At 63.0% G+C, this 23,493-nt stretch carries 31 protein-coding genes; 15 read left to right on the forward strand and 16 right to left on the reverse strand.

What is annotated here, in order from left to right:
* The first annotated feature begins 14 nt into the window (after window positions 1-14).
* On the forward strand, window positions 15-1,838 hold the full coding sequence (locus ACEN84_RS26960; protein WP_413712323.1) for a cytochrome c biogenesis protein DipZ: 1,824 nt from the start codon (window positions 15-17) through the stop codon (window positions 1,836-1,838).
* Window positions 1,839-1,925: 87 nt separating this feature from the next.
* Window positions 1,926-3,905, forward strand: a complete 1,980-nt coding sequence (locus tag ACEN84_RS26965; protein ID WP_413712324.1) for an ABC transporter ATP-binding protein/permease — start codon at window positions 1,926-1,928, stop codon at window positions 3,903-3,905.
* A gap of 18 nt (window positions 3,906-3,923) precedes the next feature.
* On the opposite strand, the gene ACEN84_RS26970 is transcribed toward ACEN84_RS26965, so the two are convergent.
* The gene (locus tag ACEN84_RS26970; protein WP_413712325.1) at window positions 3,924-4,394 is read right to left on the reverse strand and encodes a hypothetical protein; all 471 of its coding nucleotides are present in this window, start codon (window positions 4,392-4,394) and stop codon (window positions 3,924-3,926) included.
* A gap of 124 nt (window positions 4,395-4,518) precedes the next feature.
* Here ACEN84_RS26970 and ACEN84_RS26975 point away from each other — a divergent pair, with 124 nt between their 5' ends.
* Window positions 4,519-5,700, forward strand: a complete 1,182-nt coding sequence (locus ACEN84_RS26975; protein ID WP_413712326.1) for an adenylate/guanylate cyclase domain-containing protein — start codon at window positions 4,519-4,521, stop codon at window positions 5,698-5,700.
* A gap of 115 nt (window positions 5,701-5,815) precedes the next feature.
* Window positions 5,816-6,193, forward strand: a complete 378-nt coding sequence (locus ACEN84_RS26980; protein ID WP_413712327.1) for a response regulator — start codon at window positions 5,816-5,818, stop codon at window positions 6,191-6,193.
* A 3-nt stretch (window positions 6,194-6,196) separates the two neighbouring features.
* Here ACEN84_RS26980 and ACEN84_RS26985 read toward each other — a convergent pair whose 3' ends face one another.
* Entirely contained in the window at window positions 6,197-7,078 is an 882-nt protein-coding gene (locus tag ACEN84_RS26985) for a LysR substrate-binding domain-containing protein (RefSeq protein ID WP_413712328.1), read from the reverse strand.
* Between the two features lie 109 nt (window positions 7,079-7,187).
* Here ACEN84_RS26985 and ACEN84_RS26990 point away from each other — a divergent pair, with 109 nt between their 5' ends.
* On the forward strand, window positions 7,188-7,409 hold the full coding sequence (locus ACEN84_RS26990) for a hypothetical protein (RefSeq protein ID WP_413712329.1): 222 nt from the start codon (window positions 7,188-7,190) through the stop codon (window positions 7,407-7,409).
* A gap of 29 nt (window positions 7,410-7,438) precedes the next feature.
* Here the strand turns inward: ACEN84_RS26990 and ACEN84_RS26995 are convergent, their stop codons facing one another.
* From ACEN84_RS26995 to ACEN84_RS27015, 5 genes are all read right to left on the reverse strand, one after another.
* Entirely contained in the window at window positions 7,439-7,996 is a 558-nt protein-coding gene (locus ACEN84_RS26995; RefSeq protein WP_413712330.1) for a DUF2076 domain-containing protein, read from the reverse strand.
* A gap of 291 nt (window positions 7,997-8,287) precedes the next feature.
* Window positions 8,288-8,851: a hypothetical protein gene (locus tag ACEN84_RS27000; protein WP_199628261.1), complete on the reverse strand. Its 564-nt coding sequence runs from the start codon at window positions 8,849-8,851 to the stop codon at window positions 8,288-8,290.
* Between the two features lie 109 nt (window positions 8,852-8,960).
* Window positions 8,961-9,281, reverse strand: a complete 321-nt coding sequence (locus ACEN84_RS27005) for a hypothetical protein (protein WP_413712331.1) — start codon at window positions 9,279-9,281, stop codon at window positions 8,961-8,963.
* Entirely contained in the window at window positions 9,278-9,709 is a 432-nt protein-coding gene (locus ACEN84_RS27010) for a hypothetical protein (protein WP_413712332.1), read from the reverse strand. Before ACEN84_RS27010 ends, ACEN84_RS27005 begins: the two co-directional genes overlap by 4 nt.
* Window positions 9,710-9,797: 88 nt before the next feature.
* Entirely contained in the window at window positions 9,798-10,793 is a 996-nt protein-coding gene (locus ACEN84_RS27015; protein ID WP_413712333.1) for a type I glyceraldehyde-3-phosphate dehydrogenase, read from the reverse strand.
* Between the two features lie 251 nt (window positions 10,794-11,044).
* Between ACEN84_RS27015 and ACEN84_RS27020 the strand changes: the two genes are divergently transcribed.
* Window positions 11,045-11,509, forward strand: coding sequence for a hypothetical protein (locus ACEN84_RS27020; protein ID WP_413712334.1), 465 nt, complete (start codon window positions 11,045-11,047; stop codon window positions 11,507-11,509).
* Window positions 11,510-11,517: 8 nt separating this feature from the next.
* Here the strand turns inward: ACEN84_RS27020 and ACEN84_RS27025 are convergent, their stop codons facing one another.
* The 3 genes from ACEN84_RS27025 to ACEN84_RS27035 all read right to left on the reverse strand — a co-directional run bounded on the left by ACEN84_RS27025 (window position 11,518) and on the right by ACEN84_RS27035 (window position 13,795).
* On the reverse strand, window positions 11,518-12,141 hold the full coding sequence (locus ACEN84_RS27025; protein WP_112711184.1) for a response regulator: 624 nt from the start codon (window positions 12,139-12,141) through the stop codon (window positions 11,518-11,520).
* Window positions 12,138-13,532: a sensor histidine kinase gene (locus ACEN84_RS27030; RefSeq protein ID WP_413712500.1), complete on the reverse strand. Its 1,395-nt coding sequence runs from the start codon at window positions 13,530-13,532 to the stop codon at window positions 12,138-12,140. Before ACEN84_RS27030 ends, ACEN84_RS27025 begins: the two co-directional genes overlap by 4 nt.
* Window positions 13,533-13,615: 83 nt before the next feature.
* A complete protein-coding gene (locus ACEN84_RS27035) occupies window positions 13,616-13,795 on the reverse strand; it encodes a hypothetical protein (protein ID WP_112711183.1) in 180 nt (59 codons plus the stop codon).
* A gap of 172 nt (window positions 13,796-13,967) precedes the next feature.
* On the opposite strand from ACEN84_RS27035, the gene ACEN84_RS27040 reads away from it, so the two are divergent.
* The 6 genes from ACEN84_RS27040 to ACEN84_RS27065 all read left to right on the forward strand — a co-directional run bounded on the left by ACEN84_RS27040 (window position 13,968) and on the right by ACEN84_RS27065 (window position 17,422).
* Window positions 13,968-14,366, forward strand: coding sequence for a DUF1236 domain-containing protein (locus ACEN84_RS27040; RefSeq protein WP_413712335.1), 399 nt, complete (start codon window positions 13,968-13,970; stop codon window positions 14,364-14,366).
* A gap of 112 nt (window positions 14,367-14,478) precedes the next feature.
* Complete coding sequence (locus tag ACEN84_RS27045; RefSeq protein ID WP_413712336.1) at window positions 14,479-15,315, forward strand: DUF1236 domain-containing protein; 837 nt, start codon at window positions 14,479-14,481, stop codon at window positions 15,313-15,315.
* A 51-nt stretch (window positions 15,316-15,366) separates the two neighbouring features.
* The gene (locus ACEN84_RS27050) at window positions 15,367-15,531 is read left to right on the forward strand and encodes a hypothetical protein (RefSeq protein WP_165402705.1); all 165 of its coding nucleotides are present in this window, start codon (window positions 15,367-15,369) and stop codon (window positions 15,529-15,531) included.
* Entirely contained in the window at window positions 15,528-16,133 is a 606-nt protein-coding gene (locus ACEN84_RS27055) for a BA14K family protein (RefSeq protein WP_413712337.1), read from the forward strand. The genes ACEN84_RS27050 and ACEN84_RS27055 overlap by 4 nt, the downstream gene beginning before the upstream one ends.
* Before the next feature lie 75 nt (window positions 16,134-16,208).
* Window positions 16,209-16,532, forward strand: coding sequence for a hypothetical protein (locus tag ACEN84_RS27060; protein ID WP_112711179.1), 324 nt, complete (start codon window positions 16,209-16,211; stop codon window positions 16,530-16,532).
* Window positions 16,533-17,020: 488 nt separating this feature from the next.
* Window positions 17,021-17,422: a YbaN family protein gene (locus ACEN84_RS27065; RefSeq protein ID WP_413712338.1), complete on the forward strand. Its 402-nt coding sequence runs from the start codon at window positions 17,021-17,023 to the stop codon at window positions 17,420-17,422.
* Here ACEN84_RS27065 and ACEN84_RS27070 read toward each other — a convergent pair whose 3' ends face one another.
* The gene (locus ACEN84_RS27070; RefSeq protein ID WP_413712339.1) at window positions 17,423-17,731 is read right to left on the reverse strand and encodes a BA14K family protein; all 309 of its coding nucleotides are present in this window, start codon (window positions 17,729-17,731) and stop codon (window positions 17,423-17,425) included.
* A gap of 145 nt (window positions 17,732-17,876) precedes the next feature.
* Between ACEN84_RS27070 and ACEN84_RS27075 the strand changes: the two genes are divergently transcribed.
* Complete coding sequence (locus tag ACEN84_RS27075; RefSeq protein WP_413712340.1) at window positions 17,877-18,836, forward strand: diguanylate cyclase domain-containing protein; 960 nt, start codon at window positions 17,877-17,879, stop codon at window positions 18,834-18,836.
* Between the two features lie 56 nt (window positions 18,837-18,892).
* Here ACEN84_RS27075 and ACEN84_RS27080 read toward each other — a convergent pair whose 3' ends face one another.
* The 3 genes from ACEN84_RS27080 to ACEN84_RS27090 all read right to left on the reverse strand — a co-directional run bounded on the left by ACEN84_RS27080 (window position 18,893) and on the right by ACEN84_RS27090 (window position 19,835).
* Window positions 18,893-19,126 (reverse strand): hypothetical protein, encoded by a 234-nt coding sequence (locus ACEN84_RS27080; protein WP_413712341.1) that lies wholly within the window; start codon window positions 19,124-19,126, stop codon window positions 18,893-18,895.
* Between the two features lie 179 nt (window positions 19,127-19,305).
* Window positions 19,306-19,482, reverse strand: a complete 177-nt coding sequence (locus ACEN84_RS27085) for a hypothetical protein (RefSeq protein WP_162708575.1) — start codon at window positions 19,480-19,482, stop codon at window positions 19,306-19,308.
* 119 nt (window positions 19,483-19,601) lie between these two features.
* Window positions 19,602-19,835: a hypothetical protein gene (locus tag ACEN84_RS27090; protein ID WP_112711176.1), complete on the reverse strand. Its 234-nt coding sequence runs from the start codon at window positions 19,833-19,835 to the stop codon at window positions 19,602-19,604.
* 515 nt (window positions 19,836-20,350) lie between these two features.
* On the opposite strand from ACEN84_RS27090, the gene ACEN84_RS27095 reads away from it, so the two are divergent.
* Both ACEN84_RS27095 and ACEN84_RS27100 read left to right on the forward strand, forming a co-directional pair.
* Window positions 20,351-20,701 carry a hypothetical protein gene (locus tag ACEN84_RS27095; protein ID WP_413712342.1) on the forward strand — a complete coding sequence of 117 codons (351 nt, stop codon included), beginning with the start codon at window positions 20,351-20,353 and terminating at the stop codon, window positions 20,699-20,701.
* Complete coding sequence (locus tag ACEN84_RS27100; RefSeq protein WP_413712343.1) at window positions 20,702-22,288, forward strand: methyl-accepting chemotaxis protein; 1,587 nt, start codon at window positions 20,702-20,704, stop codon at window positions 22,286-22,288. It begins immediately after the preceding gene.
* A gap of 66 nt (window positions 22,289-22,354) precedes the next feature.
* Here the strand turns inward: ACEN84_RS27100 and ACEN84_RS27105 are convergent, their stop codons facing one another.
* Together ACEN84_RS27105 and ACEN84_RS27110 are read right to left on the reverse strand one after the other, a co-directional pair.
* Entirely contained in the window at window positions 22,355-22,702 is a 348-nt protein-coding gene (locus ACEN84_RS27105) for a hypothetical protein (RefSeq protein ID WP_203430596.1), read from the reverse strand.
* A 38-nt stretch (window positions 22,703-22,740) separates the two neighbouring features.
* Window positions 22,741-23,376 carry a helix-turn-helix domain-containing protein gene (locus ACEN84_RS27110; RefSeq protein ID WP_130281548.1) on the reverse strand — a complete coding sequence of 212 codons (636 nt, stop codon included), beginning with the start codon at window positions 23,374-23,376 and terminating at the stop codon, window positions 22,741-22,743.
* Window positions 23,377-23,493 lie beyond the last annotated feature (117 nt).

Genomic DNA, 23,493 nt, shown 5'->3' on the forward strand with positions numbered 1-23,493 from the left:
CCAGAGACAGTTCCATGATCCTTTTCGTCCTTGCCTATCTCGGCGGCGTGCTGACGATCGTCAGCCCCTGCATTCTGCCCGTGCTCCCCTTCGTCTTCGCCCGCGCCGGGCAGCCCTTCATGCGCAGCACCCTGCCGATGCTCATCGGCATGGCGGCTACCTTCGCGGCGGTCGCCACACTTGCCGCCCTCGGAGGCGGCTGGGCGGTGCAGGCGAACGAGTATGGCCGCTATGCGGCGCTGGCCCTGCTTGCCGTCTTCGGCATCATCCTGTTGTTTCCCGCTTTGTCGGATCATCTGACGCGGCCGCTGGTTTCGCTCGGCGCGCGTCTGTCGCAGTCTGCCGACAAGGGAGCCCGCGCCGGCGGCTCCAGCGTCGTCGCCTCGCTGCTTCTCGGCGTTGCCACAGGCCTGCTCTGGGCGCCCTGTGCGGGACCGGTTCTCGGCCTCATCCTGACCGGGGCGGCACTTCAGGGTGCCAGCGTCGGCACCACGCTTCTGCTGCTTGCCTATGCGCTCGGCGCGGCGACCTCGCTTGCGCTGGCGCTCCTTGTCGGCGGCAAGGTCTATCAGACGATGAAGCGGTCGCTCGGCGTCGGCGAATGGCTGCGCCGCGGGGTCGGTGTGGCGGTTCTCGTTGCCGTCGCCGCAATCGGCCTCGGCCTCGATACCGGCTTCCTGACACAGGCGTCGGTCGCCAGCACCGCATCGCTGGAGCAGGGACTGATCGACAAGTTGCAGCCGCAGAAACCGTCTTCCGTCGTGATGAACGGCAATGATGGCGGCGCGATGATGATGAGTGGGGGCAGCAACCAGATGATGAGCGGCGCCAACACGATGATGCAGGCAAAGCCGCAAGCAGCCGCGGACACATTGCCGGTCGAAGGCAAGATGCCGCCGCTCGACGGTGCCATCCAATGGCTGAACTCGCCGCCGCTTTCAGCCGAAGCGCTGAAGGGCAAGGTGGTGCTCGTCGATTTCTGGACCTATTCCTGCATCAACTGCATCCGGGCCATTCCCTATGTCAAAGCCTGGGCGGAGAAATACAAGGAGCAGGGGCTTGTCGTGATCGGCGTCCATGCGCCGGAATTCGCCTTCGAGAAGAACGTCGATAACGTCAAGAAGGCGATCGGCGACCTCGGCATTACCTACCCCGTTGCCATCGATAACGACTATGCCATCTGGCGCGCCTTCGACAATCAATACTGGCCGGCGCATTACTTCATCGATGCCGAAGGCCGCATTCGCCATCACCATTTCGGCGAGGGTGAATATGATCAGTCCGAGCGGGTGATCCAAGAGCTGCTCGCCGAGGCCGGAAAGCAGAATGTCGCGGGCGGCATCGTCGATGTGAAGGCGACTGGCGCGGAAGCGGCATCGAACCAGAACGACGTGCAGTCGCCGGAAACCTATGTCGGCTGGCAGCGCTCGGAGAATTTCGTCGATACCAAGGGTACCGTCAACGACGCGCCGCATGTCTATAGCGCGGCGGAGCCGAAGCTCAACGAATGGGGGCTGACGGGCAACTGGACGGTCGGGCCTGAAAATGCCGGGCTCAACGACAAGGATGGCAGCATCTATTACCGCTTCCATGCCCGCGACCTGCATCTCGTTCTCGGTCCGAATGCGGACGGAAAGCCGATCCGCTTCAAGGTCAGGGTCGATGGCAAGCCTCCGGGGGATAGCCACGGCGTCGATACCGATGCCGACGGCAACGGCACGGTGACCGGCCAAAGGCTCTACCAGCTGGTGCGCGAGGCCGGCCCGGTCGGCGACCACACGTTCGAGATCCATTTCCTCGATCCCGGCGTGCAGGCCTACGCCTTCACCTTCGGTTGAGGGGATCGCCACGCGCATTGGACGTCTTGCCGCAACGCGCCGCAAGGCGTCCATGAAACCTTTTGATTTTTGCGCCGTTGTCGGCTCATGGCCGAAGCTCAATTGAAACCGAAATCGGTCGATGGCACCAAACCGGAAGGTGCCGCGAAGTCGCACCAAGGGGAGGGATCGACTGTTGAGGCCCCTCCGCCGCCGGATATTGCCGAACCCGATCCGGGCCTGACGCCGGAAGAAGCCGAGCATGCGCGCAAGCGATATCTGCTGCGGCGCTTCTGGATCAGCGCGCGCGGCTATTGGAGCCGTCATGGCGACAGCTTCGCCTGGCCCTGCACGCTCGGGCTGCTGGCGATGATCGTCCTCAATGTCGGCTTCCAATACGGCATCAATCTCTGGAACCGGAAGATCTTCGACGCGATCGAGCGCCATGATGCCGGCACCGTCTATTATCTGAGCGCAGTGTTCTTGCCGCTGGTGCTCGGAAGCGTGGCGCTCGTCACCGCACAGGTGCTGGTCAGGATGATGATCCAGCGGCGCTGGCGCTCGTGGCTGACGAAGGCGGTCATCCAGCGCTGGCTGGCGAATGGCCGCTATTATCAGCTGAACCTGATCGGCGGCGACCACGCCAACCCCGAGGCCCGTATCTCCGAAGACCTCCGGATCGCCACGGAATCGCCGGTCGATTTCATCGCCGGTGTCATCGTCGCCTTCCTGTCTGCCTCCACCTTCATCGTTGTCCTCTGGACGATCGGCGGCGCTCTGACCTTGCCGGTCGGCGGCTCGATGATCACAATTCCGGGTTTTCTGGTGGTTGCCGCCGTTCTCTATGCCGGGATTACCTCGACCTCGATCGCTTTCATCGGCCGCAACTTCGTCGCGGTCTCCGAGGTCAAGAACCAGACCGAGGCCGAGTTCCGCTATACGCTGACGCATGTGCGCGAAAACGGCGAGAGCATTGCGCTGCTCGGCGGCGAGGAGGAGGAGCGCAACGACGTCGACCGGACATTTGGCAAGGTTATCCGGCAATGGGCGCTGCTGGCCGGCCAGCATATGCGCACGACGCTGGTCTCGCAGGGATCGAGCCTGATCGCGCCCGTCGTGCCGATCCTGCTCTGCGCCCCGAAATTCCTCGAAGGCGCCATGACGCTGGGCGAGGTCATGCAGGCGGCATCGGCCTTCACCATTGTCCAGGCCGCCTTCGGCTGGCTGGTCGACAATTATCCGCGCCTTGCCGACTGGAACGCCAGCGCGCGCCGTATCGCTTCGCTGATGATGTCGCTCGACGGGCTCGAGCGCGCCGAACACAATGATTCCCTCGGCCGTATCCAGCACGGCGAGACGGAAGGCGAGGCGATGCTCAGCCTCAACGATCTCTCGGTGTCGCTCGATGACGGCACTTCGGTCGTCAAGGAAACGCAGGTCGATATCGAACCCGGCGAGCGCGTCCTCGTCTCCGGCGAATCCGGCACGGGCAAGAGCACACTGGTGCGCGCCATTGCCGGTCTCTGGCCCTGGGGCCAGGGCAGTGTCAACTTCCGGGCCGGCAGCCGGCTCTTCATGCTGCCGCAGCGCCCCTACATCCCCTCGGGCACGCTGCGCCGGGCAACGGCCTATCCGCGTGCCGCGGACGACTGGAGCGAAGAGGAGATCAAGGGCGCGCTGAAAGCCGTCGGGCTGGATTATCTGAGCGCCAGGATCGAGGAGGAGGCGCCCTGGGATCAGACCCTCTCCGGCGGCGAGAAACAGCGCCTCGCCTTCGCCCGCCTGCTTCTCCACGATCCCGATATCATCGTGCTCGACGAGGCAACCTCGGCGCTCGATGAGAAAAGCCAGGACCAGATGATGCAGACGATCATCCGCGAACTGCCGAAGGTCACCATCGTCAGCGTCGCCCACCGGGCCGAGCTCGAAGCGTTCCACAGCCGCAAAATCACCCTGGAACGCCGCGACGGCGGAGCAAAGCTCGTCAGCGATATCGATCTCATCCCGCGAAAGCGGAAGTCGAAATCGCTCTTGCGGCGCATGGTGCCGCGGCACTCACGGTCGAAGCGTGGCGCTACCGGAAAATGAGGCGAGGCAAGATCGCCGTCACCTGTTATCCCCGGCAAAATCCACCGATGAGATCTCCACCGACCAGTCGAGGTCGGCAGGCGACAGGTTGAGTGTGTCGAGGCCGCGATAGTGGTTGAGCGCGAAGCAGGCGCCGTAGACGGCCTTGGGCTCGATGATCTTGTAGCTCGTCAGGTAGTCGGCATAGGCCTCGACGCTGTAGCCGGGGCGTTTGGCGATGAGGCGGAAGCGGACGGCGTCCACCTGGCGGTCGGAGCCGTTGGCGATTTCGACGTAGACCGGCTTGGCGGGATCGGTGCAGCCTTGGGTTCCGGTGCTGGTGGCGGTCACCAGGCTCGCAGAGGTGTTGCGGCCGGACTGCTGGTAGTAGAGATAGGCTCCGATGCAGGCCACGGTGGCGATGATGATGGCGAGTGCCACGAGCGCGGGCCGGGGGAAGAGGAAGAAGAACACCACAAAAATCGCTATCGCGACTATCAGCAAGATCATCGGCCGTTCTCCCTTTCCCGTTGAGCTAATGCAGGCACCCTGCTTATGCAAGGCAGGGCGGCGGCGTCTGGTTTCGGGCGGATGGCAATTATGCGATATCATCGCGTGACGACGGAGGGATTCGATGAACGGTTTGGCCGACCTGATTGCCTGGATTATCGCGCAGGGACTTGCCGCCGATGATATCGATGCCTTGCTCGAAGGCCTTTCGCTGCGCCTGACTGAACAGGGATTTCCGCTGCTGCGCGCCTCGATCGCCATGCCGTCCATCGATCCGAAGCATCGCGGCCTCTCGGTTGCCTGGTACCGGGACACGGGGATCTCCAAGGAGGCGCAGGAGCATGGCGAAGAGGGTGAGGCGCTGTTCCGGCGCTCGCCGATTTCCTATCTGCTGCAGAACCAGCTGGAATTCATGCGCTGGAGCCTTCCGGCCAATGCCGAGACCCCGCCATTTCCGGTTCTGACAGATCTCAGCGATCTCGGTGCCACCGATTTCGTCATCAAGATCACGCCCTTTCCTGGTGATACCGCTCTGGCAGGCGCCAGCTTCTCGATCGCCACCGATCAGCTGGGCGGCTTTACGGAGAGCCAGCTTGCCGGTTTCGAAGGCGTCATGCCCGCGCTGGCGCTCGCCTGCTGCCGGATCGCCATGACCCGCGTGGCGAAGGACGTGCTCGCCGTCTATACCGGCGAGCGGACGAGCGAGCTGATCCTGACCGGGCAGATCCAGCGCGGCGATGGCGCGTCGATCTATGCCGCGATCCTGTTTGCCGATCTCAAGGACTTCACGTCGCTCAACGAAAGGCACGAGCCGCACGATATCGTCGACTTGCTGAACGAGCATTTCGACGCGATCGGCCAACCGGTTGTCCAGGAAGGTGGCGAGATCCTGAAATTCATGGGCGACAGCCTGCTGGCGATCTTCCCGGTGCAGGCCGCGGATACGGCGCAGGCCTGCCGTCTGGCGCTGTCGGCCGCGCGGAGGGCGCTCGCCACGAACGACGCGCTCAATCAGGGCAGGCGGGAACGCGGCGAACCTGAGCTCCTTGTCGATATCGTGCTGCATCTCGGCGAGATCTTCTACGGCAATGTCGGCACCGATCGGCGGCTCGATTTCACCGTCATCGGCCGGGCCGTCAACGAGGCGTCGCGGATGGAAAAGCTCGCCGATGCGCTGGAAACCAACCTGCTGGCCTCGGCGCAATTTGCGGCCCAGACCGGCGGCGCCTTCCGGGCGGCGGGACATTTCAAGCTTCGCGGTGTCGAGGAGCCGGCCGAGATCTATGCCTGGACGGGCGCGGTGTGACCGCCTGCCGTTCGTTCGGACTTTATTAAACATAAACTAAAATCTTAATCATCGGCCGCGCTCTGATCCGCATTTCCGTGCGTTCCTTCATCATGCGACAACGGAGGGAAACCGGATGGCAGTCGTGATGATCGTGGAAGACGAAGCCCTGATCCGCTTTGCATTGGCCGATGAACTGATCGCATGCGGGCATATGGTGATCGAGTGCTGCAATGTGCTGGAGGCGCTTGCGGTTCTCGGCAAGAGCGCCGAAATCGATGCCGTCGTGACGGATGTCGATATGCCCGGTGGGTTGAGCGGCTTGGACCTCAGCCGGTTGCTCGCCGCAACCAGCCCGTCGCTACCGGTCTGGATAACCTCGGGCCGTGACGTCGATATTTCCGCCTTGGGCGCTGCTGTGTTCCTGCCGAAGCCCTATGACATGCGGGCGCTTGCCTGCGAAATCGCGCAGCGGGCGGAAATGCCTGCGGAGCGTTCGGCCTCCTTCGGCTGAGCCTCAGGAACTGGTCAGGTACTCGACCAGCTTGCGGGCGTGGACGGGCAGGGCGGCGAAGCTGCGGGCGCAGATGAGCAGATGGCGCAGCGCCCAGGCATCGGTGAGCGGGATCACGCCGAGTGCCATTTCGGCCTGATAGCGCCGCGCATAAACGTCTGGAACGATGGCGAGGCCGACGCCGCTGCTGGCCAACGCGCAGATGTCCTCGAAACTGTCGAGCCGTACGCGAATCTTGAACTGCCGGCCCTCGCGGGCGGCATGGGCCGACAGGTGCCCCTGCAGCGCACTGTCAGCCGGGAGGCCGACGAAGGGCTCGCTGAGGATATCGCGGAACGCCACCGACCCCTCTGCGACCAGCGGATGGTCCGAGGCGGCCACCACGACGAGGCGGTCGATCTCGAAGGGGCGGGTTTCGAGCGATCCGGTTTCGCTCGTATCGGCGGCAATGCCGAGATCCGCGAGACCGCCCGCGACAGCCGCGACGACATCCGGGCTCTGCTTTTCCTGCAGGTCGATATCGATCGCCGGGTGATCGGCCAGGAAGTGGCGCAGTCTGGCCGGAAGATGCGCCATGGCGGCGCGGCCGGAAAACAGCCGGACCTGGCCGCGCAATCCTCCCGCATAGAGCTGCAGGTCGCCGCGCATCTGCTCCATCTGCCCGAGCACGATGCGGGCGTGATGGGTGAGCGCTTCTCCCGCCGGCGTCGGCCGGACGCCGCGTGCCTCGCGCTCCAGCAGCGGGATGCCGCTCGTCTCTTCCATGCCGCGGATGCGGGCGCTCGCCGAAGGCAGCGCCATGCCCGATCTCTCGGCACCCTGCGTGATGCTCTGCGCTTCGACGACATGCAGGAAGAGACGAAGGTCGGTCAGATCGAAGCGCATAGTCCCTCCCGCGTCGGGCCTTCGGATTTTCCGAAGCCTTGCCTTGTATCTTCCGCATTGTGCGAAATCGCCGGCTGCCGATCATGCTTGATATGGTCTTGGAGCCGGATTGGATATGGACGCTTCTGAAAAAATCTTGCGTGCCTTCGCTTTTCGCCTGGCACTTCTTGTGCTGGCCGTCGCCGTGGCAAGGAGCCTGCCTGACAACCGGGCAGACGATGCTCTGGCGGGATCGATTGCAGTCGCCAGTGTTACGCCCGAATGCGGATCAGCCCCGCCGCAGGGTGGCGAGGCTGATCTAGGCATACGCGACATGTATCTGCACGACTGAGGCGCGGCTGATCGCATCCTCAGGCAGTATCATTCCTCGTCGCCGAACATGTCCATCTCTTCCTCGGGGGCTTCCTCCTGAGGTTCGGCGGCCTGCGCCTCGTTGCCGCCCATCATGCCCATGACGGCATTGGTCAGCAACATGCCGCCGGCGACACCCATTGCCGTCTGCGCGGCACCGGCGAGGAAGCCGCCACCGGCACGCGGTGCCATCGGAGCGGCATGACCGTATCCCTGGTTCGGAGCGCCACCCCAGGGGGAGGCGGGAGCGGCATCGTATCTCTGCGGGCGGGCGACCGCGCGCTGCGGCGGGTTGCTGCTGCCGAACATCGACGCGAAGAAGCCGCCGCGCTGCGGCTGCGCACTGGAGCTCAACATCTCCAGTTCCTCGATGCGGCGCTGGGCGGCCTCAAGCGCCTGTTCCTGAACGACGATCGTCTGCGCCATATAGTAGGGCGCGCCGGGCTGCTGGGTGATGCGGTCGTTGATGAACTGTTCGGATTGCGTGTCGCGCGGCGCCGATTGCCGCTCGACATTCGCGAGCTTGGTGAAAAGGCTGTCGATGGCCTGCTGATCGTTGCGATCCATGCATGTCTCCTTGGCGGTGGTATCCGCGGTGGTCAAATCAGGGTTTAGTTGGGTGCGCGCAGCGCAAATGCAGGCAGGGCCGGTGCAGCCGGGTTCTCGGGCGAGAAAACCGGCGGAGCCCATTTGCGGGCGGCCCGTGTTTCGGGCAGGGCGTAGCGCGAGAGTTGATTTCCGGAAACGGAAAGTCGTCTGATGGTCCTCATACCTGCATGTACGAAGCAGGAGGCCGATAGCTTCCATCACAAAGATTTTATTTCGGCGCCGTCTAAGCATCGGATCTGGCGGCAGCGATCAGTTCTCGATCTGCTGCTCGGCGACGACGCTGGCAACCACTTCGTCGGCGCCATTCGGATAGGTCGGCAGGTCGAGCGTCACGGCTTCCTTGAAACCCTCGCGTTCGATCGAGAAGAATTTGCGCACCCGCACTTCGCCATTCTGCTGGCCGGAGGCGGTGGCGCTTTTCGCCGCGATGAGATCGCGTTCGAATTGCGCGGCGTCAACCCCGGCAAAGGCCATGGTGCAGCTTTCGACCGGCTTCTCGCCGACGGTCGCCTTGGCGATGACGATCGCTTCGAACGGCTTGTCGCCACCCGTCTGGGTGATCCAGCCGTCGAAGGCGGTCGGCTCGTCGAGCGGCAGGATGCCGAGGGTCATGTCCTGCGACAGCGCTCCCCACCCGCTTTCCTTCGCAAGTGCCGCCGTGCGGTCATAACGCGGCCCTTCGTTCATGCACTTCTCGGCGAAATCGGCAAAGGGCGAGGGTGCCGCCGCCTCTTGGGCAGACGCGGAGCCAGCGGCGGCCAGAGCTGCGATTACGAGCGCGGTTATCTTCAGGGTCGTCGTGGATTTGCTCATCGAATGTCCAGTTCCGCGCAGTCGTGCTCTGTGAACCTACCAGATAGGCGATGCCGCAAGAAAACGCCACAGCAGGTCGTGGCCCTCATCCGGAAACGGCGATAGAATGTCAATCCGGAGAGCCGCCCTCGATGTTCGGATCGTAATCGCCAAGCGCCTTCCGGACGGTCTTGTTCCGGGCATAGCGGTGCTTCAGCCGGGCCAGCTCTGCGTCGCTTCCGCTGCACAGCGTGCGCAGCTGCTGATCGATTTCCGCCTGCCGTTCTTCGTCGGGCGAGGCTTCGCCGCGGAAATGGTCGCAATCATCGCGGCGGCTGATGAAAGCCCTGACGTCGTCGGGCAGGGTGGCGTCATCTGCGAGACATGGCGCGGCGAGGCAGAACTGGACCAGGGCCAAGCCTGCATATGTCAGCCGCCGCCCGGCCATCATTCGATCTGCGTGTCGAGTTGCTGGGCAATCTCCTCATAGTGGCGGGCCGACGCGGCGTTGCCCTCCTTGGCATAGTGGGTGCCAACTGCCCGCGCCGCCTTTGCCGCGGCATGGAAGGCGTCAAGGCGATCCTGCGGCTCAAGCTCGGGGCTGCCGCCGATATCGCCGTTGCTGAAGCGGCCGACGCGGTAGCCTTCGTTGTCAATCACGCCGATCACAGGCACGCCGTTCTGCATTTCGCCGTAGAAAGCCGGACCGGCCTGGGCTCCGTCACGGCGGCGCAGCATGCCGAGGCCGGAGGCTTTGTTGCCGGGGCACGCACCGGTCCAATAGGTCGGGCCTGTGGTCAACGAGATGGGAGAAACGAATTCGCAATGGCTGGCCGGATCCTTGGACCAGGCCGCACCGGCCGCCGCGTCCTGCGCCATGAGTGCCGGCGCCCACAACAGGGAGGCGACTGTCGCGAGTGCTGATAGCGCGATGAATGAGTTTCGATGCAGCAAAGCTATCGTCCCCTCAGGAATTGGCCATCAGCGATGCGACGTCGATCATCCGGTTGGCAAAGCCCCATTCGTTGTCGTACCAGCCGAACACGCGCAGCAAGCCGCCGGCCGATACCGAGAGTTCCGGGCCTGAGACCACCAGCGATTCCGGCCGGGCGCGCAGGTCGACGGATACGAGCGGCTTCTCGATCCAGCCGATGACGGGCGATGCGGCGATCGCGCTTTTCAGCTTATCGCGTGCTTCTGAGAGGGACGGCGCTTTCTCCAGCGATACCGTCAGGTCGATCGCCGAAACGCTGGCGGTCGGAACGCGAATGGCGCGGGCCTCGATCTTTCCCGCAAGCGACGGCAGAACCTTGCCGACCAGCTTGTGGGCGCTGGTGCTGGTCGGAACCATGGAAAGGGCGGCGGCGCGGCTGCGGGCAAAATCGTCGCGCGGCTGGTCAACGGTCGGCTGGCTGCCCGTATAGCAATGAACCGTCGTCATCTGCCCGCCGATTATGCCGAAGAGGTCATCGACCGTTTTCAGGAGCGGCGCCAGCGCATTGGTGGTGCAGGAGGCGTTGGATATGATCTTGTGGCCGGCGATCATCTGCTCGTTGGCGCCAAGCACGACCGTCACGTCGGCCGATTCAGCCGGACCCGAAATCAGCACGCGCTTCGCCCCGGCTTCCAGCGCCCGGCAGACATAATCGCGGGTATAGGGCTGGCCGGTGCATTCGAGGAAAATATCGACGCCGGAGAGATCGAGGGCGCGAATGTCGCGCTCGTTGTGGAAGGGGATAGAGCGCGAGCCGATCCGCAATGCACGGTCTTCGGCTGATACGTCTTCGGCCCAGGGGCCGAAGACGCTGTCATACTGGAAGAGGTAGGCGCAGCTTTCCAGCGGGGCAATGTCGTTGACGAGCACGACCTCGATATCGCGGCGCTCTTTCAGCAGGATACGGAGAACGGAGCGGCCGATACGGCCAAAGCCATTGATAGCGATTTTCGGCTTCTGTTTTGTCATCCAGCGGGCTCCCTGCGATCGTCTGATGAGGCCTATGACAAGCGCGGAGTATTCGCAATATCAAAGCGGTGGCCGCTGGTGCTTCCAAGCGCCGCGGGCGCTGAGGAAAGGTGCGCAATTGCGCCCGGCACGTCGGACCATGGTCCGTGTCCGACCCGGCACCATGGTCCCGGGACCTTGCTTTTCGCAGCCGGTAGCGATCTCATACGTCCTGTCTTGCGTAGAGGCTGCAAGAAGCACAGACGGAAACCATGAGCCAGTCGAAACGACGCTTTCTGAAGATCATCGCCGGAGCCGGGCTGGCCGCAGCCTTTCTGCCGCTCGGTGGCGCACGTCGTCTGAGCCTCGATGCCTTCGCCAAGAGCGGCAACAATGGCAATGGCGGCGGCAATAACGGCAATGGCGGCGGGAACGGCGGCGGAAATGGAAATTCCGGCGGTGGCACCGGAAATGGCAATGGCAATAACGGGAATGGTAAGGGCAATGGCGGTCCGGCAAGCTCGGCCGAGCCTGCCGATACCGGGGCTGCCTCTACAGGCGCTGGCGTCCAGGCAACGCGCGGCGCGGATGGCACGATCCGGATCCGCCACCGCAACGGCATCACCGAGACGATCGTCTCTAACCGCTACGTGATGAAGGATGCCAAGGGCCGGACGATCAGCAACAGGCTGGCGACGCAGGCCGATGTTACGCGCCTGTCGCGTTATCTCCGCTAGGACCGATCCTAGGCCAGATCCCGCCATTTGATGGCGGCCTCGGTACGGTTGGTGACGCCGAGCTTCAGCAAGATCTGCGTCATGTGATGCTTGACGGTCTTTTCCTGCAGGTCGAGACGCAGGCCGATATGCTTGTTGGAGAGACCTTCGGCGACGAGTTCCATCACCTCGAGCTCGCGCGGCGTGAGTGATGCCTTCGGCGAGGACTGAGCGCCCAGCGAGCGCTCCATCACCTTGGCGGACATCGCCGGAGAGACGAATTTCGAGCCTCGCACCACGGCCCGGATCGCTTCGGCGAGGCCGCGCGACCCGATCCCCTTCAGCACATATCCGGCTGCGCCGCGCTGCAGGGCTGCGGACAGTGTATCGACCTCCTCGGACGCGGTCAGCATCAGCACCCGTGTTTCCGGGCTGCGCGACAGAACCGAACTGATCGCCTCCAGGCCACCACCTGGCATGGAGACGTCGAGCAGCAGCACACTGGGTCGGTCGGAGGCCGCAAGCCGGATTGCGTCGTCGCTGCTCGCGCCTTCGCCGATCACCACGAAGTCATCGACCTCCGAGAGGCTGCGGCTGACGCCTTCTCGGAACAGCGGGTGATCGTCCACGATGCCGATGGTGATCGCCGTCATTTTGCATCCTCCAGTTCCATCAGCTGAAGCGTCATCGACACCACCGTGCCGGCGCCGCTGGTCTTGATATCGAAGTCTCCGCCGAGACTGTCGACCCGTTCGCGAAGTCCCGCAAGCCCAAGGCTTGTCGGCCGCACCTCATTCGGATCGAAGCCATCGCCCTGATCGCGAACCTCGATCCTGACCTCGCCGTCGCGCACACGCGCCGTCACCGATTGCTCGATGCCGCCGCCATGGCGATAGGCATTGTTGAGCGCTTCCTGGACGAAGCGGTAGACGCAGATCTTCACCGCGGCCGAGAGGTCGGAGTGGTCGTCCTCGACGCTACGCGAAACCGTGCTCGCCGTCCGTGTCTCATGGGCGGAGACAACCCGCTCGATGATCTCTGCGAATGAGGCGCCCTCGATCTCCGGCAGGACGAGGCCTCGGCAGATCGTACGGATTTCCCGCATCGCCTCGGCAAGGCTCGAGCGGATCCAGGACAGCTCCTTTTCCCGCATGTCGGGGCTTGTCTTGGCATCGACCAGCATCTCGCTGTCGAGCCGCAGCGAGGCATAGGCGATATGCTGGGCAGGACCATCATGAAGGTCGGCGCCGACGCTGCGAAGATAGGTTTCGTTGAGAGCGGCGGCCCGCAGCGAGGACCGTTGCAGGCGCCGCTGCAGGGCAAGTTTTTCGGCAAGCAGGGCCGAGAGTTCCGTCACCTTGTCGCGGAGATCACTGCGTTGCGCCTCGATCAGCCGGCTGCCGCGGAAAACCAGAGCCGACAGCGCCAGAAAGAAGATCGCCGTCAGTCCGGCGACAGAGGCCCAGCTCCAAAGTCTTGCGCGGGCAATGCTGTCGGCAAGCCCCTCAGCCGTCTCGTAGAACTCGACGACGGCGACCGGCTGGCCGGACCATGGCTGCAGCACCGGATTGTAGATTTCCATCAGCGGCTTGCCGAGCAGCCTCTCCTTTTCACTCTCCGGATCGCTGGCGACCTCGTAGCGGGCGACGAGCGCGCCTGAAAAGGCCTGGCGAAGCTTGTCGCTGACCGGGAATTTCCGGCCGATCAGCTCCTGTTCGTTGGAGTAGAGGATGGTGCCGTCGCTTCTCCAGAGCTTGAACGAGACGAGGCGCTTGCCGAGTGCGCCCTGCGACAGCGTCTCGTTGAGCGCCTGGGCGCTTCCTTCGTCGAGAAGGGTTTCCGTCTGCATATCGGGAAGCAGCGGGGCGACGACGCTATCGACATAGAGCGCGGTCGCTGCGCCGGAATTATGGATCACCGCGTCCTCGATCAGCCGCGTCAGCAGAATGCCGATCAGGAGCATCGCCATGATCGAGACGACGCCCCCGGTTATGAAGAACTGGGAGGCCAAAGAGCGGGCATTCCAACGGCTGAGCCAATGCATCTGCGACCTGTCGACTGCGTGTCCGGCAGACATGGTACTACCCTAGAGGAATTCCAGATAGCTGCGTGACATCCCGACGGCGCCTAGTTCGGAACATCGCGTGTATCGATGATATCCGCGCCGGCAACGCTCTTGGTGATCTGCGTATCGCCCGACATCGCCGCGCCGAAGAAATAGAGGACGCCGCACAGGAAGACGACCAGTGCGACGACCGACGCATTGATCGCAACCGGGCCGGCGGAAGGTCTATGGATGCTGCTCATGACTGGGCTCCTTTGGTCCCTGTAGCAACGAGCCGAAATGGCCGCAGTTCCCGACCCCCGACCATGGTCCGGGGTGCCCCGGACTGAGGTCCGATGCCCGGAACAGGCTGCGTCTCCAATGGTTGGGTAGGCAGCGGTCATCGAGGCCGCCTAGCGACAAAAGGAGGAGAAAATGCTCTCCAAGCTTATGGTAGGCGTGGCTGCGGCCGCGACCCTGATGTCGGGCGTTGCACTCGCCCAGTCTTCCACCGTCAATGGCGCTGCAGGTGGTGCCGTGACCGGCGCGATCGTCGGTGGTCCTGTCGGTGCTGCCGTTGGTGGCGTGGCAGGTGCCGTCGTCGGCACGGTCATCGATCCGCCGCCGCAGAAGGTCGTCACCTATGTCCGTGAGGCGCCGGCGCCTTCGGCCCGCGTCGTGGTCAAGGAAAAGATCGTCGTCGGCCAGCCGCTTCCGGAGACCGTCGTCGTCACGCCGGTTCCTGAAAATCCGAAATATGCCTTTGCGGTCGTGAACGATGAGCGCGTCATCGTCGAGCCGTCGTCCCGCAAGGTGATCCAGGTCATCAACTGACCGGATCCCGGACGCGGCCGAGGTCGCGTCCTCCATTCCTCAACACGAAACGAAATCCAGCCGCACATCGTGAGGCCACGGCCTCGTGCGGCCCGAACTCAGAGAGATTGTCATGAAAACCAAGACCCTTGCCGTCCTGATGACGGCCCTGTCGATCGGTGTATCGCCCGTCGGCATCATGTCCGCCTCGGCCCAGGATGCTCCGATCATCAAGAAGAAGGGTGCAGCCCAGACCGATCAGTCCGGTGGCGCCACTCCGCAGCAGCCGGATGCCAGTGGCGGCGCTCAGGGCTCGCAGCCCGGTGCAGCAACCGGCGGCGAGCAGACCCAGCAGCCGGCTGCGGGATCGGATGGTTCCACATCGACTGACGGTGCTGGCGGCAAGGCGCAGGTTCAGCCCGGCACCTCGACAGAAGGTGGCACGGCGCCGGCCCAATCCGGCAGTGAGACGAAGCCGGACGCTTCAGGCAATGGTGCCGCGCAGGGTGGCGGCATGAAGCCCAGCGGCACCTCGGGCACTGACGGCTCCAAGCCATCGACCGAAACCCAGAAATCCGGTTCGCAGGAGAGTGGCACGTCATCCGAGACCCAGAAATCCGGTGATGCCACGAAGCCGTCCGGCTCGACCGAGACGCAGACCAACAGCGAGACCAATGTCGAAAACAATGCGACCGTCAACAAGACGACCAACGTCAACATCTCGGTCGAACAGCAGACGGAAATCCGGCAGGTCGTGAAGGAAGTGCATGTCGAACCGGTTCGCGAAGTGAACTTCACGGTCTCGGTCGGCACCGCGATCCCGAAGAAGATCCGGCTGGAGCCGCTGCCGCCGCGGATAGTCAAGATCGTGCCGCAGTACGAAACCTACCGCTTCTTCATCCTGGCCGATGGACGGATCGTCATCGTCGATCCGACGGCCTACACGATTGTCTACATCATCACGGCCTGACGGCCTGAGCCGGTGGCGTTCGCGCCGCCGGTTTTTCTTATGGAGAGAGAGATGATCTACGGGGAACCAAAATCGGCAAGCGCCGTTCTTCCGATCGTCGCCATCCTGATGGCGATGGCCGGCTGCATCCTCGTTCTGCTTTCGAATGTCGATCGCGGCGATGAGAAGCAGGGCAGGGTATTCGTTCCGGTCGAACAGCGGGAGCTTGGCAAATGAACGCGGTCGCATCACTGACATTCGGTATCGTGACGTCGGTCGCCGGCTGTATCGCGGCGGCATCTGTGGCTTCGATCGTCATGGCGGAATCGGAGACGCATCGGCTCGCCGATCTCTCTTCGCCGGATCTTTGGACGACGAGCCCGGTTCGCGTCGATCCGGGCACGCAGAATTACCAGCGCGTTGCACCCGTCTATTCGAGCTATGTCACCGATGAGCCGAAGATCAGCGTCGCGTCGCGCAAGCCGGATCCCGCGCCGGTGGTGGCTGCCGCGGCGGAGCCGGCCTTGCCGGCAGAGCACCTCAACTGGTGCTCGCAGCGCTACCGTTCCTACGATCCCGCGACCAACAGCTACCGCGCCTTCAGCGGCGAGATGCGCAGTTGCACCTCGCCCTATTCAGAGCAGGCTGGCAGCGGAGAGGCTGTGACGCAGACTGCCGCGACAGCCAGCCCCAGCGCTGTCGAAGGCCAGGCGGCTGCATCCTGGTGCGCGGCGCGCTACCAGTCCTACCGTGCGGAAGACAACAGCTACCAGCCTTTTGACGGGCCGCGCCGGCAATGTCAGCCGCCGTCTCAGGATGTGGTCACCGCGATAAATTGACCCGCATCAGACTTTGTGCCGTGGTGCCCATCCGGTCCGGCGAATACATCTGTGGCCCAACCACGGGAGTAGCAGATGTCGATTCCGGTCATTACCGCTATCCAGGCCGCGAGCGAAAGCGTGCCGTCGCTGACGCCAGCCGACAAGCGCATGCTGGTTGCGCATATCCACCGCTATCTGGAAGACTACCGCCGCGACGTGCTGGGTGATCTGCCCGACCGCCGCTGCGGCTGGATGCTGCGCCTCATCGAAGCTGTGTCCTCCAAGGCCCGCGGCATCGTCGAGGCTGATGCCAAGGAATTCCGATCGATCATGGTGGAATTCGAGAAACTGCTCGTCGTGCTCGACGATCTCAGGCTGTCGCACAAATGGTCCGAGCAGCCGGTCGTCCTGCATTAGTTCCGGCAAAAAAATAGGGCCATCCGTGGATGGCCCAAATGGGAGAGTTCGAAAACCTCCAGAGGGAACCGCCGACGAAGGCCGGGAGGAGTGGCCTCGATGCTTGTCGGCGAGTTCATAATCGCCGTTCAGCCACTGTTTTGAAAACATTCAGGCTCCAATGATCAGCGCTTATTGAGCATTTTCTGTTATGAGAGCGCCTACCGCCGGAACTGCGTTCTCCGACAACTCCCGCCTGTCCAAAATTGGTAGCATCAAGCGCTTGCAAAGCCGCTGCATCGGCATAGAGTAAGCCTATGAAATCGCTTCGCAGGTGACCACGGATGTACTGGCACCGGCTGACGGCGATGATGGGAGGTCGGTGCGAGAATTCGCCCGGCCTTTTCCCTTTTAGGGCTGCTGTGTCCGGCGGCCCCTTTACAATCATCCCGAATTTCCCGACGAAGGCATCGGCACCCGGATCGAGGGTGCGCTGGAGTGCCTGCAGTTTGCCCGATGATCAAAGTCCGACTGCCGCGCCGCGGCGCAATCCGGTTGTCAAAGCCGCCTATATCGGGCTTGGCCTGGTGATGGTGGCGCTCGGCATTATCGGCGCGTTCCTGCCGTTGATGCCGACGACGATCTTCCTGATCATTGCCGCCTGGTGCTTCGCCCGGTCCTCGCCGAGGCTCGAAGCAAAGCTGATCAACAGCCGGTTCGGCGCGCCGCTCAAGGACTGGCGCGACAGCGGCGCGATTTCACACTCGTCGAAGCTTCTCGCTGTTTTGGGTATGGCCTCGGGCTATGCGATCTTCTTTGCAACGTCGCACCCGTCGCCGATCCCTGCTGTCGCAGTCAGCCTTGCGCTTCTCGCCTGCGCCGCATTCGTCCTGTCCCGGCCGCGGCCGTGATCAGCCCGGCGAATGGCAGGTGATGTCCTTGCCCTGTGGACCCGTATAAGTGTTGTCTGTCGGGTTATAGGATGGGAAGCGCTGCGCGCACCATTTGATATGCGCGATCTCGGCGGGAGAGAGCAGCCATCTCTCCGGCTCCGCCGCCTTGCTCGTCCCAGAGGAATAGGCCGCGACCGCGGCGTTGTTGTCGGAACTGCCTGCCGTTGCCGGAGGAGAAATCCTGAAAGCAAAGGCGGAAGGCGCGCCCGACAGGGCAATGACCGCAGTCACGGCGCATGCTGTCAGAATTTTCCTTGCCGGCTTCATTTGCCACTCCATTCACCTATCGCAAATGAACGGAGAGGCTGGCGATTTTGTTCCAGCCACGATCGCGTGAGCGCTGCCGAGGAATAACGGGGCGTCAATGAATCTATGCCAAGCTACGCCAGACAATTGCGGATAGAGGAATGTGATGCTGCTGTCGTCTCTGGTGAAGAAGATCGGAAGCCGCTCGGACGATCGCAACATCAACAGGCTGGAACTGGCCAACGACGTTCATCACCTCAAGCAGGTCTTCGACCGCTGCTCGAAGGCCGCCCGCATCGGCGTATGGGAATGCAATCTCGCCGATGAGCGTCTCTCCTGGACCGACATGGTCTACGAACTCTTCGACATCGAGCCCGGCACGCCGCTCGTGCGAAGCGAGATCGTCGCCATGTATTCGCCCGCCGCTCTTCTTGAGCTTCAGAGACTGCGCAGCGATGCGATCGAGCAGCAGGGCGGCTTCTCGCTCGATGCGGAGATCGTCACTCGCAAGGGTAACCGCCGCTGGATCAGGATTACCGCGACCGTCGAATGCGAGGACGGCCGTCCCGTCCGCGTCTCGGGCCTGAAGCAGGATGTAACGGCAGAGGTGATGCTGCTCGAAGAAATCCGCCGCCGCGCGGATTTCGACCACCTGACCGGGCTCGCGAACCGGTTCCGCTTTCATGAACGCCTCGGCGGTCTCTGCGCCTCGGAAACAGGCTGCGCGCTGCTGCTCGTCGATCTCGACGGTTTCAAACGCGTCAATGATATCCTCGGCCATCAGACGGGCGATATCTGCCTGGTCGAAACGGCACACCGGCTGAGCGCTGCGGCCGAGCATGCCGACCTGGTGTCGCGGGTCGGCGGCGACGAGTTCGCCGTCATCTACAACGGCGCCTCCGTCCACCAGATCGAAGCTGCCGCGGCACGCATCGTTGCCGCCCTGCAATGGGATGCCGGCGACGGCATCATGCTCGGAGCATCCGTCGGTATCGCCTGGGCGAGCCCCGGATCAACGTCGGCTTCTCTCTACGAAGAGGCGGACAAGGCGATGTATCGCGCCAAGACCTCCGGCCGAAACCGCTTCGTCGCCCACCGCCCGGCGGGCGATCTCGACGCGGCGTAAGCCCGGTCCTGTTCCAAGGAAGAAATTCTAGACAATTGCCGAGAGGGCAGCGCCGCTCAGGCGGTGCGCTTTGCGGTGATCATGCCCCAGGCGAGGCGCAGCTTTTGCAGGCGGGATGCCGTGCGCTCATGGACGGGGGTGCTGATGCCGTTGCGGAAATCGGCCAGGGCCTGCGCCTGTAATCTCGTTCTCGTCGGCTGTCCGGCGTGTTCGTCGATGGCGCGGCCATCCTTGGCGTCGATGACTGCCCAGCTTCCGTTCTCGAGATGTTGAACCTGATATCTCTGCATACGCTACCCACCCTATTGCTCTCCAAGAGAACGGGCTCCGGCAGCAAAAATCAATCCGTCTTGTCAGAATGTGCTGATATACTTTCGAACAGTGGTGAATGGCTGATTATCTTTCTGCCCCCACCGTTCATACTTTAGCGAGAGTAGGCGGTTGTACGCCTGGCCAGCCTCCGGCGCGATCAAGCGGCCAGGGCGTCCTCGTCCTCGGCAAGATAATCCAGGAGGTCGTAGAGAACCTCGGTCTCGCTATCGTTGTCGGGTCTGCGTGTCGGCGGGACGTTCTTGACCGGGGCCTTCGGCCGCTGGCGGAACGTCGGTCTTGGAACACGCACGCTGTTTGCGCGTCTGTTTGCCATCTGCTTCCTCACTCGCAACAAAAAAGAGGATCACTAGCTCTCTGGCATTATCCAACCACAAAGGGTCAGATGTGTCGCGTGACGCCGGCGTGACAGGGCTTCTCCGGCTGTTGTGAAGCTTAAGTCAGCTGTTTCAAGGCGCGCAGCAGGGCTTCGGTTCTCTCGCTGGAGGTGAGCGCCAGGGATTGGTGCTCGGCGAGTTCCCGCAATCCGGCCAGTACTTCGGCTTCCTTCCAGCCGCTATCGACGGCGTGGTCCACCAGTTCGCGGAATGCAAGCTGCAAGGCATCCTGGCATCGGATGGGTCGGTCAGGATCGTCTTCGGTGACAAACGGCCTGGAAATATCGCTCAAAGGCGGCGCCGGCTACCGGTCGTCGGCTTCAATCGGGGCGATCGCCATGAAACACAACACGACGGCGAGGGCCAAAACTGCAGAGATTGCGGACAAGGTTATCATCGTCACGTCCTCGCAAATATTGGATGAAGATTAGCGTGAACTGATTTGCGCGAATTGGCAACCGGGGCCGGCTGATTGAGGCGGATCGCAGACCAGGGACGAGTTGTGCAAGTGCGCGAGGCAGGCGGCCGGACGATAGTCGCATTCAGCCGGTGGGTTTAGTAGATGCGCCCGAAAGCACGTATAGCGATAGTATTGTTGATGTAATCGCGGCCGATACCCCGCAATACTTGCAAGTAGCGTAAACGCTAAATTAATACTACCTTATTTAGAATAATTGTCGTGAATGGTTGTGGTTCGGCAGCAGTCCGGCCGGCGTTTTTGGCCCTGTCGATCCACACCTTCACTCCGCCATTTGCAACCCCGCAGGCGGCACCGGCCAGCAATCAGATACGATCATCCGAACCAAGATGCCAACGCCAACCCTCTCGAACGCGCGCTATCACGATGCCTCGCTCGGCCGACGCGGATTGCTTGCGGTTTGCGTCTATGGAGCGATTTTCCTGGCGTTGCTGGCATTTGCCCTGGCGACGCCTCGCGGTGAATTCGTACTCGTCGTCGGCAAGCCCGGACAGTCCGAAGGTCAGGTCGTCGAGCTGATCGGCAGGGCAGGCGGGTCCTTCGTCGCGCCGGGACGCTTCGGCTGGATTGCCGTTGCGCATTCGAGCGCCCCGGATTTCGTTCGCAAACTGAGCGCCGCCGGTGCCTTTCTCGTTCTCAATCACGCCCTTGCCGTGGGCTGCCTCCAAAAGGATACCTGAATGAACTCGCTTCATGCCTTCCGGCTGCGTGTCTCGCCCGTCATTTTCGGGCTCCTCTGGATCAATGCCGGCATCGCCATTCTGGTGCCGGTGCTGCGCGGCAATGGTTTCGACTGGACGGCTTTCATCGCCTGCGCTGCAGTCTTGGCGATGACTTCGGTCTGCTGGTTGCAGGATCGCACCGGGCCGGTGACGCGGCTCGTGACGTCCATGGCTCACGCCGTCAATGTGGCGATGATCGTCTATGCCTTCGAGGGTTCGATCCTCCAGTCTGACATACACATGTATTTCTTCGCCGTCCTGGCGATCTGCGCGGCCTGGCTTGATTGGCGCGCTGTCGTCGCCTTTGGCGGCATCACCATCGTTCATCACACGCTGCTCTATCTGATCGCCCCCGCGCTGGTCTTTCCGGGAGCCTCCGATTTCGGCCGCGTACTGCTGCATGCGGCGATCGTCGCCATCCAGTCGGCGGCGCTTATCTCGCTGACGAGCTCGATCTCCAACGCATTCGTCTCCGCCGAAGGAGCGCTCGACGCTGCCAACAATGCCAGCACCAGCGAACGCGAGACGCGCGAGCGCGCCCAGGCCGCCGACCGGCTGGCCGATGCGGAGCGCGCCGAGCGCGAGGCGGAAAAGCGGATCGCCGCTGAGGAAACGGATCACGCCATCCGCGTCCTCAGAGGCGCGCTCGAAAAGCTGTCGGACGGATATCTGGGAACGCGCATCGATGGCCGTTTTGCCGGAGAGCTCGACAATCTCAGGCTCTCGTTCAATCAGTCGGCCAACAATCTCGAAGCCGTCATCACCCAGGCAAGCCAGGTCACGCAGCGGGTTCGCCGCGAGGCCGGGGATCTCAACGCCGCGGCGGGCGAACTCTCCGAGCGTTCGGAGCGCCAGGCAGGTTCGATCGCAGGCGCGACGAATGCAGTTGCCCATGTCCGCGGCACCGTTGGCCAGACGGGAACGGTCGCCGAGAAGGTCGGCGGTCTCGTCAGCCACGCCAAGGAAGCGGCCGAGCGCTCGGCGGGCATCGTCACCAGCGCCGTCGGCGCCATGGACCGCATCGAGAAGAGCTCCGAGGAAATCGGCCAGATTATCGGCGTCATCGACGAAATTGCATTCCAGACTAACCTTCTGGCGCTCAATGCCGGTGTCGAGGCCGCCCGTGCGGGCGAGGCTGGCAAGGGCTTCGCGGTCGTTGCCCAGGAGGTGCGGGAACTGGCGCAGCGTTCCGCAAACGCCGCCAAGGAGATCAAGCAGCTGATCACCGCTTCGGGTGATCACGTGAAGCAGGGTGTCGCGCTCGTCGACCAGACCGGCGACGCCCTCGGCCATATTGCGACTGAGGTTGCCGAGATCAGCGAGCACATCGAGACGATCATTTCAGGCGCGCGGGAGCAGGCGGCCGGGCTTGCCGAGCTCGATACGATCATCGTGCAGATCGATAGCCTGACGGCGCAGAACACGACGATGGTGCAGCAATCGCTCAGCGCCACCGATGCGCTGGCCCATGAGGCGACGATCCTCGAAGGTTTGATGTCCGGCTTCTCCGGCGAGCAGGGTCAGGCCAAGCGCAAGGCGGCCTGACGGCCGCGTGGTAGCAAGACAGGAAAGCCCGCCTCTGGCGGGCTTTTGTCATTCGGCGCTCTACGCCTATTGCTTCAGATCAAAGGCCTGACCGTCAGCTCGAAGTTCCGCCAGCGTCTTGCCGACACAGGTGCCGGCGGCGTTGCTGCCGATCGCCTTGGCCTCGCCGCCAAGGGTGATCGTGCCGCCGATCCGCTCGGAGGCGACATAGGTCGCGACGCCGTCCTTGGAGACGCGCGATATGTAGAAGGCGTGGTAGGTGTCGTTCTGCTTGCACTGGATCAGCACGGGGAATTTCCCGAAGGGATTGTCCTCCGCTCGCGCCGTCGAGATCGGCAGGGCGGCGAGTGCCAGAAGGCCGGCGAGCAGCGTGCAGGCCGATTGGCGGGAGAGATGGCGGGATGCGGGCGTCATAGGTAATCCCCTTCTTCAAATGCCCCGGATACGGCGGGCTAGACCGTCAAGGCGATGAGTGCATCCCGGTCCAGAAGGCGGACGATGCGTTGCAGTTTGCCGTTCAGGCAAAGAACATGTTTTTCGCGGAGCTTCGTGAAGCAGCGGGCGACAGTCTCCACCGTCAGGCCGAGATAATCGGCGATATCGCTGCGCGACATCATCATGTCGAACTCGCGGGCGCCCGGATGGCGCTCGGCCATTTCGAAGACGAAGGCTGCGACCCGCTTCAGCGCGCTCTGCTCGGTGATGACCAGCTGCTTGTGCTGCGCCTTGGCCAGGTTGGTCAGCGCGATATGCAGCAGGTCGATGGGCGCGGCGGTATTCTGGCTGGCGCGAAAGGGCCGTATCGACGTCTCGCACACAGCCTCTGCGAAATCCGTCCTGACATTGCCGGTTTCGAGGCCGAACCATTCGCCCTTGCCGCAGAAAGACAGGATGTAGCGCTGGCCGCTCGGCGTCAGGCGATAGATCCTGACGGCACCGGTTTCGACCTGATAGATCGCCCGGGCGTGCTCGCCTTCGCTATAGATCGTTTCGTCGGGCTTCAGCCGGATCGGCTGATCTCTCGCTGGCGCAGGCGGATAGTGCCGCCCGCCCGCTGCATAGTCTCCGATCGTCTGGTCATGAAGCATGGCATCACCCCCATCTCGATCCGCAGAATAGGGAAAGGCGGCTCGCTCCGGTATTCGAGAAACCCCTTACGTATTGCTACGGAAGCCCGGAATGCGCGGTGGGTGTATAAGGCCATG

The sequence above is a fragment of the Rhizobium sp. Rhizsp82 genome, assembly GCF_047325115.1.
In the GTDB taxonomy this organism is placed as follows: Bacteria; Pseudomonadota; Alphaproteobacteria; order Rhizobiales; family Rhizobiaceae; genus Rhizobium.

Excerpts from the sequence above, each read along its gene's own strand:
- ACEN84_RS26960 (WP_413712323.1), top strand. The coding sequence starts at position 15 with ATGATCCTTTTCGTCCTTGCCTATCTCGGCGGCGTGCTGACGATCGTC.
- ACEN84_RS26965 (WP_413712324.1), top strand. The coding sequence starts at position 1,926 with ATGGCCGAAGCTCAATTGAAACCGAAATCGGTCGATGGCACCAAACCG.
- ACEN84_RS26970 (WP_413712325.1), bottom strand. The coding sequence starts at position 4,394 with ATGATCTTGCTGATAGTCGCGATAGCGATTTTTGTGGTGTTCTTCTTC.
- ACEN84_RS26975 (WP_413712326.1), top strand. The coding sequence starts at position 4,519 with ATGAACGGTTTGGCCGACCTGATTGCCTGGATTATCGCGCAGGGACTT.
- ACEN84_RS26980 (WP_413712327.1), top strand. The coding sequence starts at position 5,816 with ATGGCAGTCGTGATGATCGTGGAAGACGAAGCCCTGATCCGCTTTGCA.
- ACEN84_RS26985 (WP_413712328.1), bottom strand. The coding sequence starts at position 7,078 with ATGCGCTTCGATCTGACCGACCTTCGTCTCTTCCTGCATGTCGTCGAA.
- ACEN84_RS26995 (WP_413712330.1), bottom strand. The coding sequence starts at position 7,996 with ATGGATCGCAACGATCAGCAGGCCATCGACAGCCTTTTCACCAAGCTC.
- ACEN84_RS27000 (WP_199628261.1), bottom strand. The coding sequence starts at position 8,851 with ATGAGCAAATCCACGACGACCCTGAAGATAACCGCGCTCGTAATCGCA.
- ACEN84_RS27005 (WP_413712331.1), bottom strand. The coding sequence starts at position 9,281 with ATGATGGCCGGGCGGCGGCTGACATATGCAGGCTTGGCCCTGGTCCAG.
- ACEN84_RS27010 (WP_413712332.1), bottom strand. The coding sequence starts at position 9,709 with ATGGCGCAGGACGCGGCGGCCGGTGCGGCCTGGTCCAAGGATCCGGCC.
- ACEN84_RS27015 (WP_413712333.1), bottom strand. The coding sequence starts at position 10,793 with ATGACAAAACAGAAGCCGAAAATCGCTATCAATGGCTTTGGCCGTATC.
- ACEN84_RS27020 (WP_413712334.1), top strand. The coding sequence starts at position 11,045 with ATGAGCCAGTCGAAACGACGCTTTCTGAAGATCATCGCCGGAGCCGGG.
- ACEN84_RS27025 (WP_112711184.1), bottom strand. The coding sequence starts at position 12,141 with ATGACGGCGATCACCATCGGCATCGTGGACGATCACCCGCTGTTCCGA.
- ACEN84_RS27030 (WP_413712500.1), bottom strand. The coding sequence starts at position 13,532 with ATGCATTGGCTCAGCCGTTGGAATGCCCGCTCTTTGGCCTCCCAGTTC.
- ACEN84_RS27035 (WP_112711183.1), bottom strand. The coding sequence starts at position 13,795 with ATGAGCAGCATCCATAGACCTTCCGCCGGCCCGGTTGCGATCAATGCG.
- ACEN84_RS27040 (WP_413712335.1), top strand. The coding sequence starts at position 13,968 with ATGCTCTCCAAGCTTATGGTAGGCGTGGCTGCGGCCGCGACCCTGATG.
- ACEN84_RS27045 (WP_413712336.1), top strand. The coding sequence starts at position 14,479 with ATGAAAACCAAGACCCTTGCCGTCCTGATGACGGCCCTGTCGATCGGT.
- ACEN84_RS27050 (WP_165402705.1), top strand. The coding sequence starts at position 15,367 with ATGATCTACGGGGAACCAAAATCGGCAAGCGCCGTTCTTCCGATCGTC.
- ACEN84_RS27055 (WP_413712337.1), top strand. The coding sequence starts at position 15,528 with ATGAACGCGGTCGCATCACTGACATTCGGTATCGTGACGTCGGTCGCC.
- ACEN84_RS27060 (WP_112711179.1), top strand. The coding sequence starts at position 16,209 with ATGTCGATTCCGGTCATTACCGCTATCCAGGCCGCGAGCGAAAGCGTG.
- ACEN84_RS27070 (WP_413712339.1), bottom strand. The coding sequence starts at position 17,731 with ATGAAGCCGGCAAGGAAAATTCTGACAGCATGCGCCGTGACTGCGGTC.
- ACEN84_RS27075 (WP_413712340.1), top strand. The coding sequence starts at position 17,877 with ATGCTGCTGTCGTCTCTGGTGAAGAAGATCGGAAGCCGCTCGGACGAT.
- ACEN84_RS27080 (WP_413712341.1), bottom strand. The coding sequence starts at position 19,126 with ATGCAGAGATATCAGGTTCAACATCTCGAGAACGGAAGCTGGGCAGTC.
- ACEN84_RS27085 (WP_162708575.1), bottom strand. The coding sequence starts at position 19,482 with ATGGCAAACAGACGCGCAAACAGCGTGCGTGTTCCAAGACCGACGTTC.
- ACEN84_RS27095 (WP_413712342.1), top strand. The coding sequence starts at position 20,351 with ATGCCAACGCCAACCCTCTCGAACGCGCGCTATCACGATGCCTCGCTC.
- ACEN84_RS27100 (WP_413712343.1), top strand. The coding sequence starts at position 20,702 with ATGAACTCGCTTCATGCCTTCCGGCTGCGTGTCTCGCCCGTCATTTTC.
- ACEN84_RS27105 (WP_203430596.1), bottom strand. The coding sequence starts at position 22,702 with ATGACGCCCGCATCCCGCCATCTCTCCCGCCAATCGGCCTGCACGCTG.
- ACEN84_RS27110 (WP_130281548.1), bottom strand. The coding sequence starts at position 23,376 with ATGCTTCATGACCAGACGATCGGAGACTATGCAGCGGGCGGGCGGCAC.